Annotated in this window: 12 protein-coding genes; 4 read left to right on the forward strand and 8 right to left on the reverse strand. The window is 70.1% G+C overall.

Annotated elements, in window-relative coordinates; genetic code table 11:
* Positions 1-51: 51 nt before the first annotated feature.
* Together ACP2AD_RS06800 and ACP2AD_RS06805 are read left to right on the forward strand one after the other, a co-directional pair.
* The gene (locus tag ACP2AD_RS06800; RefSeq protein ID WP_425229333.1) at positions 52-303 is read left to right on the forward strand and encodes a hypothetical protein; all 252 of its coding nucleotides are present in this window, start codon (positions 52-54) and stop codon (positions 301-303) included.
* A 71-nt stretch (positions 304-374) separates the two neighbouring features.
* Complete coding sequence (locus ACP2AD_RS06805) at positions 375-587, forward strand: hypothetical protein (RefSeq protein ID WP_425229334.1); 213 nt, start codon at positions 375-377, stop codon at positions 585-587.
* 15 nt (positions 588-602) lie between these two features.
* Here the strand turns inward: ACP2AD_RS06805 and ACP2AD_RS06810 are convergent, their stop codons facing one another.
* The 4 genes from ACP2AD_RS06810 to ACP2AD_RS06825 form a co-directional block, all read right to left on the reverse strand.
* Positions 603-941, reverse strand: coding sequence for a hypothetical protein (locus ACP2AD_RS06810; protein ID WP_425229335.1), 339 nt, complete (start codon positions 939-941; stop codon positions 603-605).
* Between the two features lie 10 nt (positions 942-951).
* Positions 952-2,256 (reverse strand): hemolysin family protein, encoded by a 1,305-nt coding sequence (locus ACP2AD_RS06815; protein ID WP_425229336.1) that lies wholly within the window; start codon positions 2,254-2,256, stop codon positions 952-954.
* Between the two features lie 103 nt (positions 2,257-2,359).
* Positions 2,360-2,788 carry a nucleoside deaminase gene (locus tag ACP2AD_RS06820; RefSeq protein ID WP_425229345.1) on the reverse strand — a complete coding sequence of 143 codons (429 nt, stop codon included), beginning with the start codon at positions 2,786-2,788 and terminating at the stop codon, positions 2,360-2,362.
* A 53-nt stretch (positions 2,789-2,841) separates the two neighbouring features.
* Complete coding sequence (locus ACP2AD_RS06825; protein WP_425229337.1) at positions 2,842-3,069, reverse strand: hypothetical protein; 228 nt, start codon at positions 3,067-3,069, stop codon at positions 2,842-2,844.
* A 146-nt stretch (positions 3,070-3,215) separates the two neighbouring features.
* On the opposite strand from ACP2AD_RS06825, the gene rpmB reads away from it, so the two are divergent.
* Together rpmB and ACP2AD_RS06835 are read left to right on the forward strand one after the other, a co-directional pair.
* Positions 3,216-3,512, forward strand: coding sequence for a 50S ribosomal protein L28 (gene rpmB / locus ACP2AD_RS06830; RefSeq protein ID WP_425229338.1), 297 nt, complete (start codon positions 3,216-3,218; stop codon positions 3,510-3,512).
* A gap of 190 nt (positions 3,513-3,702) precedes the next feature.
* Positions 3,703-4,080 (forward strand): glycine zipper 2TM domain-containing protein, encoded by a 378-nt coding sequence (locus ACP2AD_RS06835; RefSeq protein ID WP_425229339.1) that lies wholly within the window; start codon positions 3,703-3,705, stop codon positions 4,078-4,080.
* Positions 4,081-4,293: 213 nt separating this feature from the next.
* Here ACP2AD_RS06835 and ACP2AD_RS06840 read toward each other — a convergent pair whose 3' ends face one another.
* From ACP2AD_RS06840 to ACP2AD_RS06855, 4 genes are all read right to left on the reverse strand, one after another.
* The gene (locus tag ACP2AD_RS06840; protein ID WP_425229340.1) at positions 4,294-5,115 is read right to left on the reverse strand and encodes a lysophospholipase; all 822 of its coding nucleotides are present in this window, start codon (positions 5,113-5,115) and stop codon (positions 4,294-4,296) included.
* Positions 5,116-5,389: 274 nt separating this feature from the next.
* On the reverse strand, positions 5,390-6,112 hold the full coding sequence (gene phbB, locus ACP2AD_RS06845; protein ID WP_425229341.1) for an acetoacetyl-CoA reductase: 723 nt from the start codon (positions 6,110-6,112) through the stop codon (positions 5,390-5,392).
* A gap of 33 nt (positions 6,113-6,145) precedes the next feature.
* On the reverse strand, positions 6,146-7,153 hold the full coding sequence (gene hemH / locus ACP2AD_RS06850) for a ferrochelatase (protein ID WP_425229342.1): 1,008 nt from the start codon (positions 7,151-7,153) through the stop codon (positions 6,146-6,148).
* Positions 7,154-7,245: 92 nt separating this feature from the next.
* The coding region (locus ACP2AD_RS06855) for a molybdopterin cofactor-binding domain-containing protein (RefSeq protein WP_425229343.1) at positions 7,246-8,015 on the reverse strand (770 nt) is incomplete at its 5' end.

Genomic DNA, 8,015 nt, shown 5'->3' on the forward strand with positions numbered 1-8,015 from the left:
ACACCGCCGTTCCGCCCGTCATGCTCCGGATGCCATACAGGAGCATCGCCCATGAAGATGATCTTCGCCGCAACGCTTGCCGCATTCGCCGCCCCGACGCTGGCCGCCGGCCCGCAGGCTGTGCCCGCCATCCTGTGGCACGACGCACGGCCGGCCGCCGCGGCGGCCATGCCGGTTCAATACTACACGCCGCCGCCGCCCTATGCGTACCGCCGCTATTATGCCTATCAGAACAATACCGCTCCCTCGCACCGGACGGCGACGCGCCGGTCCTATCACCGGGTGCGGCGGTATCGGCGATAGGCGCACCCTTGGCGTGATCCGCCGCGTCGGCGCAGCAACCCGGCTTCACTTCACCCCCGTGTCGATATGGGGTGTCTGGCCCGCGCGTCGCCGAGCGATTGGCCGCGGACGGGATCACCACCGTCGGCCAGATCGCGGCGCTGACCGACGACGCCGCCAACGCGCTTGACGCGCGGCTGGGGCCGTTCACGGGCCGGATGGGCCGCAACCGCTGGCTGGAGCAGGCGCGCTTCCTGGCGGCGGGGGATGTGCAGGGGATCGAGGCGGTGTTCGGGCGGCTCTGACCAACACAAAGAGTGCTACTCTCGGCTAACACCGCTTTCGAGGGCAACAATACCGCAGAGTGCCATCGGTATCGACCAGACCTCGAGAGGCAGCGACATGAACTTGTTGCGGGCGCGATAAAAGAGCCGATGGCGGAGTCTGTCGGATCGCACGGCCGCCAATTTGAGGGCGTTGACGCGACGGCCGGTGAGCCAATTGATTCCGCTCGCCACGAGCCACGCCACGCCCCAGAAAGCTGGTTCATCATGTAAGAGAGACCCGCCGATTCGTAGCAACAAGCCGAACACGATCAATGTGCCCAACAGGATGACGGGTGTCAGATAACCCTTACCGGTCCACCAGAACACGACCATGTGCCAGCCTTTACACCGCGCTCACCAGCAGCTTGTCGATCCGCCGCCCGTCCAGGTCCACCACCTCGAAGCGCCAGCCCTGTTCCTCGAAGCTTTCGCCCTCGTGCGGCAGGCGCTTGAGCACCGCCAGCGCCAGCCCCGCCACCGTCGCGTAATCGCGGTCCTCGGGTAGGTCGAGGCCCAGCCGCTCGGCCAGCGCGTCCGCCGCCATCGTGCCCGCGACCAGGAACGAGCCGTCGGCGCGCTCCACCATGCTGGGCGCCTCGTCGGGGTCAGCGTCGCTCGCGAACTCGCCCGCGATCGCCGCCAAGAGGTCCGCGGGCGTCACGATGCCTTCGAAATGGCCGTATTCGTCGTGGATCAGCGCCATCGGCACGTCCGCTTCACGCAGCGCGACCAGCGCGTCCATCGCGTCGATCTGATCGATCACCACTGGCGCCTTGCGCATCAGCCGGGCGAGATCGAGCGCCTCGCCGCGGAACAGCGCCTGGGCGATGTCGCGCGCCTGCACCACGCCGATCACCGCGTCGATCGAGCCGTCACCGACCGGCACCCGGCTGTGGGAGGTGGTCAGCAGCTTGTCGCGGATGCCATCGGCGTCGAGGCTGACGTCGAGCCATTCGACCTCGGTGCGCGGCGTCATCACCTCGCGCACCGGCCGGTCCGCCAACCGCACCACGCCCGAGATGATCGAGCGCTCATGCTCCTCGATCACACCCGACGCGCTCGCTTCGGCAACGATCAGGTGCAGCTCCTCGGCGGTGACATGTTCCTCCGATTCGCGGCTGAGCCGGAGCAGCCAGAAGATGCCGGCGCTGGTGCGGTCGAGCAGCCACACCAGGGGTGCCGCCGCGCGCGCCAGCCACGCCATCGGGATCGCCAGCACCGCCGCGATCGGCTCCGGCGAGCGCAGCGCGATCTGCTTGGGCACCAGCTCGCCAATGATCAGCGCGACAAAGGTGGTGGCGCCGATTACCAGCGCGAACCCCACCGTCAACGCCGTCTCATGGTCGAACCAGCCCAGCCGGGACAGCCGCTCCCCCACCGGGCCGCCCAGCCGCTCGCCGGAGAAAGCGCCCGCCAGCGTCGCGATCAGCGTCAGCCCGACCTGCACTGCGGAAATGAACCGGTTGGGATCGGCCGCCAATTCGATTGCGGTCCGGGCGCCGCGCCGGCCGCCGCGCGCCATCGCCTCCAGCCGCGCCTTGCGCGACGACACGATCGCCAGTTCCGTCATCGCGAACGCGCCGTTGAGCGCGATCAGCAGCAGGATGACGAGGACGTCGACCCAGGGAAAAGGGGGAAGCGGGAGCATCGGGGTGCAGGGGCGTTGTGGCGGATCGGGCGTGCAAGCGAAAGACCCATCGCGCAAAATCAGGCAGGCCGGATGTGGCCCGCCTCACACGCGATCCGGCGCGCTATCGTCGCGCCGTGAAAAACTGCCGCAGCAGGACTGCCGCCTCCGCCTCGCCGATCCCGCCATACACCTCCGGCCGGTGGTGGCAGGTCGGCTGCGCGAAGAAGCGCGCGCCGTGCTCGACCGCGCCGCCCTTTGGATCGCTCGCGCCATAATAAAGCCGCCGCACCCGCGCATGCGCGATCGCGCCCGCGCACATCGCGCAGGGCTCCAGCGTCACGTACAGGTCGCAATCCTCCAGCCGGTCGCGCCCCAATGCACGCGCGCCGGCGCGGATCGCCCTGATCTCGGCATGCGCGGTCGGGTCGCACAGCAGTCGCGGCGCATTGGCGGCAAGCGCGATGATCTCGCCGTCGTGGACCAGCGCGGCGCCGACCGGCACCTCGCCCTCCGCCGCCGCCGTGCGCGCGGCGGCGAGCGCCTGGACCATGGGCGGCGGCAGCGGGAACATCGCCGCCGCCTGCCCCGCGGGGGGCGGCGGCGTCAATGCGCGGCTTGGCTGTTATCCGCGGGACGCTGCACCTGAAGCGTCGGCGTCGTCACCGTGTGCTGTTCGGTGCCCAGGCTGACGCGGCCGGTTTCGACACCAATCCTGGGCGTCTGGACGCTGATCGCGCCCGTGCGTTCGACGGGCAGGCGGATAAAGCCGACCGCGAGCAGTCCGGCGCCGATCAGCACGACAAGGGCGAGGAGAAGCAGCAGGGTGCGCATGAGGATGGCCTTTCCCGGTAAAAACGGTTCGCGACCGTAACAACGCCGCGCCGCCCTCCCGGTTGCAGCGGCGGTTGACCTTGCCGAGCCGCGCCGCTAAGCGGCCGGGCTTTCCGAACTCATCGGCACATCAGGGTATAACAGTCATGTCGCGCATCTGCGAGCTGACCGGCAAGGGCCGGCAGGTGGGGAACAACGTCTCCCACGCCAACAACAAGACGAAGCGGACCTTCCTGCCCAACCTGCAGAACGTCACGCTGTTGTCCGATGCACTGGAGCGCTCGGTGCGGCTGCGCGTGTCGACCCACGGGCTGCGCTCGGTCGAGCACAATGGCGGGCTGGACAATTGGCTGGTCAAGACCGGCGACGACCAGCTGTCGCTGCGCTGCCGCCGGCTGAAGAAGGACATTCAGAAGAAGCTGTCGACCGCCGCTGCAGCCTGATCTGTACGGACGTCCGGCTGAAAAGGCCCGCTGCTCTCCCGGAGCGGCGGGCCTTTTTGTTCTATTGGACGCGGTTCGACCCTGAACCGCCGATAACGACGGCATTCAGCCTCGGCTAAACGCGAATCGCGCAAAAGGCTCCCACGACGGCGGTTCTTCGCCGCCATTGTTCACCACGGGAGTTGAAGCGATGATCAAGAAGCTTGGCCTGACCGCCGCGACGCTCGCAACGGTCGCCGCCGCCCTCGTCCCGGCAGCTGCCGGTGCGCAGCGCTATGACGACCGCTATTACGGTCAGCAGTACGACCGCGGCTACAACCAGGATGGCCGCACCTATCGCGGCTATGACAATCGCTACCAGTATCGTCAGCCGCATCGCTGCTCCGACGGCACCGCGGGCGCGGTGATCGGCGCGATCGCGGGCGGGCTGCTCGGCCGGGTCATCGACCGCGGCGGCGACCGCTCGACGGGTACACTGCTCGGCGCCGGCGGCGGCGCGCTGGCCGGCCGCGCCATCGAGCGCAGCGGTTCGCAGCAGGCGGCGAATGACGGGCGGTGCTATCGTTGATACTAGGCGGGGAGCGCAGCTCCCCGCCGATGCGCCGGAGGGCAAGCACCAGCGCGGGCGGCGGGTGGGCGGCTGAGCCGCTCATCCCGTACGACGCCGCGGCTTCGCCGCGGCGTCTCCTCTTTCCAGTTTCGCGTAGCGTATCGAGTTCCCCCGCGTAGCGTACCGGGGGCGTGGGGGTCGGCGTCGTCACGGCGCCGGCCCCCGCGGTTTTCAGGCGGGCAGGTGCGCCGCCAGCCACCCCGTCACCTTCGCCAGCACCGCATCGCGCGGCAGATCGTTCAACAGCTCGTGCCGACCGTCGGGAACCAACATCAGCTCCTTGTCCGCCGCCGCGATCCCGGCGACCAGCGCCTCACTCCCCTTCGGATCGGTATAGCTGTCGGCCGCGCCGTGGACGACCAGCGTCGGCGCGCGCCAGCGGCCGAACGCCGCCTTCACCTCCCGCCCCGCCGCCAGCGCGCTCGCCCCGAGCCGCGCGGGCACCGGCACCCGGCACACCAGCGGATCGTCGACATAAGCCAGCACCTCCGCCGCGATCCGCGACACGCCAGATGGCGCGCCGAGTTTCGCGACGGTCGCGCGCGGCGCGACCGCGGCGAGCAGTCGGCTGAACCCGCGCAACAACGGGCTTGCGTCGAACGGCAGCAGCGGCCCACTCAGCACCACCCCCGCCAATCCTTCGGGCTCACGGGCAACCGACAGGGCCGTGACTAGCCCCCCTAGCGAGTGACCGAACAGGAACAGCGGCAGGCTGGCCGGCGGGCCTGCCCGCGCCGCGGTCAGCGCCCCGGCCATCGCGCCGATGTCGACCAGCCCGCGCGGCCCCGGCGAACGCCCGTGGCCGGTGAGGTCGAAGGCGTGGACGTCGAACCCCGCGGCCGTGAGCGCCGGGATCAGCCCATTATGGTGCGCCACATAGCGCCCGGCATGCTCCGCGAAACCGTGCTGGAGCAACAGCCGCGCGCGCGGCGCGGCGGCGGGCCAACGGTAACCTTGAAGGCCGCGCGGCGCGGCCCAGGGTTCGGCGGTCATCATCATCCTCCACCGTCGCGGCCCTGAGCGCGGCGATCCGCGGTTCTTGCACCGCTCGAGCCGGCGCGGGTACGATTTTTTCGGGGCAGCTGCACCCGACGCCCTCTCCTGCGAGAACGGAACGTGGCGGGTCGTGAGGGTGTATATCGAATGATTTTGCCGGGAGGGCGTGCCGGCGGCGAAGCCGCCCGCATGGCGTCGGACGGGTTCCGCTGGCGCGGCCCCGCCGGCCGTGCCGGCGCTGCTCGCCCGCTTCGCGAGCACGCTGCGCCCGTCAGTACATATGCTGCCCGCCATTGATGCTCAGCGTCGACCCGGTCACGAATCCCGCATCCTCCGCGACCAGGAACGCCACGCCCCGCGCGATCTCCTGCGCCTGGCCCAGCCGCCCCACCGGGATACGCTGGACGATCTTCGCCAGCACGTCGGCGGGCACCGCTGCGACCATGTCGGTGTCGATATAGCCCGGCGCGATCGCGTTCACCGTGATGCCGAACCGCGCGCCCTCCTGCGCCAGCGCCTTGGTGAAGCCGTGGATGCCGCTCTTCGCCGCCGCATAATTAACCTGGCCATATTGCCCCGCCTGGCCGTTGATCGAGCCGATGTTGACGATCCGGCCCCAGCCGCGCGCCTTCATCCCGTCGAACACCGCCTTGGCCATGGTGAAGCAGCCGCCCAGATTGGTGTCGATCACCTCGTTCCACGCCTGCTTGCTCATCTTCATCAGCGTGCCGTCGCGGGTGATGCCGGCGTTGTTGACGACGATGTCGACCGGTCCAAGTTCGGCCTCGACCGCCTTCACTCCTGCCATGGTCGCGTCATAATCGCCGACGTCCCATCTGAAGGCAGTGATCCCCGTCCGGTCGCTGAACGCCTGCGCGCGGGCATCATTGCCCGCGTAGTTGGCCGCGACGGTGACGCCCTGCTCCTTCAACGCCAGGCTGATCGCCTCGCCGATCCCGCGCGTGCCGCCCGTGACGATCGCCACCCGTGCCATAGTCGCCTCTCCTTGCCTTGTTTTGGGCAAAGGCTAGGCGCGGCTGACCCAGCCTTCAAGCTCGCGGGCAATCAGCGCCGTCAACATCGCGATCCCGCCCGCGCTGTCGTTGAGGCAGGGCAGATAGGCGAAGTCGGTCCCGCCCGCCGCCAGGAAGGTCGCACGCCCGCGGATCGCCAGCTCCTCCAGCGTCTCCAGGCAGTCCGCCGAGAAGCCAGGCGCGAAGATCGCGACCTTGCGCTTGCCTTCGCCCGCGAGCCGCACCAATTCCTGATCGGTCGCGGGGCCCAGCCACTTGGCCGGGCCAAAGCGCGACTGGAACGCGACGTGAAGCTCGCGTCCCAGCGCGTCGGATACCAGCCGGGCCGTCTTCTGGCAGTGGCAGTGATAGGGGTCGCCCAGCTGGAGCGTCCGCCGCGGCATGCCATGGAAGCTCGCGACCACCGCGTCGGGCGCGAACGGCAGCGCCGCCAGCGCCGCCGCGACCGACGTGGCGAGCGCATCGATATAGACCGGGTCGTCGTGATAGGGCGGCAGCGTCCGGATCGCCGGCTGCCAGCGCATCCCCGCCAGCGCCGCGAACGCCTTATCGTTGGCGGTCGCGGTCGTCGCGGCACAATATTGCGGATAGAGCGGGGCGAGCAGGATCCGCTCGCACCCTTGCTCCTTCAGCGCGGCGAGCCGGTCGGCGATCGCAGGCCTCCCATAGCGCATCGCCCAGTCGACGATCACATCCGGCCCGAACGCCCCTTGCAGCGCGTCGCTCTGCGCCCGCGCGATCGCGGCGAGCGGCGACCCCGCCTCGGTCCACACCTGACCATAGGCATGCGCCGACTTCTTCGGCCGCGTCGTCAGCACCACGCCGCGCAGGATCGGCTGCCAGACAAGCCGCGGCAGCTCCACCACGCGCCGATCCGACAGAAACTCCGCCAAATACCGCCGCACCGCGCGCGTGTCGGCGGCGTCGGGCGTGCCGAGGTTGATGAGCAGCACACCAATTTTGCGGGGCGGGATGGCAGGATGGTCGGAGGGCTGCTTCATCGGCAAGGCTCGTACCGGTCCTTGGCCGCCGGCAACACCCCCGCTCGCCACGCAAACCCCTCTCCCGCTTGCGGGAGAGGGCTGGGAACACCTCACACCAGCGGCAACCCCCGCCACCGCCGCCCCGTCACCGTTGCCAGCGCGTTCGCCACCGCGGGCGCGACCAGCGGCACCGCGATCTCGGACACGCCGCCGGGCGGGGCGTCGCTGCGGATCAGCTCGACGGTGATGTCGGGCGTGTCGGCCAGCCGCGGCAGCTTCAGGTCGCCCATGCTGGTCGCGGTCGCGACGTTGCGGGCGTAGCCGGTCGCCGCGCCCGTCGCCTGCGCCAGCCCGAAGATCAGCCCGCCCTCGATCTGCTGCTTCACCAGCTCGGGGTTGACGACGCGGCCGCAGTCGACCGCTGCAACCAGCCGCTCGACCTTGACCCGGCCGTTCTCCAGCCCCGCCTCCGCGAGCACCGCGACATGACTGCCGCGCATCGAATGCAGCGCGATGCCCTGCCCGCTTCCGGCAGCACCACCATCCCAGCCGCCCAGCGACGCCGCCGTCGACAGGCACCGCGCCGCCCGCGCGTCGCCGCCGAGCATGCCGATCCGGTACGACACCGGCTCCTGATTGGCGGCATGGGCGACCTCGTCGAGGAAGCTCTCGGCGAAGAAGCAGGTGTAGCCGTCCGCCCCGCCGCGCGGCCAGCCGGTCGGCAGGCCGAGCTCCGCCTCGTGCCAGTCGAGCGCCCAAGCGGGGAAGCGATAGGGCGGCGCCGCGCTGCTCACCGCGGCCGGATCGCCCCTGATCAGCGCCAGTGCCGCTGCTTCCGCCATGCCGGGTGCCAGCCGTTGCGCCAGCGCGCGCCCCACCG

This window comes from Sphingomonas sp. (genome assembly GCF_965248875.1).
Taxonomy (GTDB): Bacteria; Pseudomonadota; Alphaproteobacteria; order Sphingomonadales; family Sphingomonadaceae; genus Sphingomonas.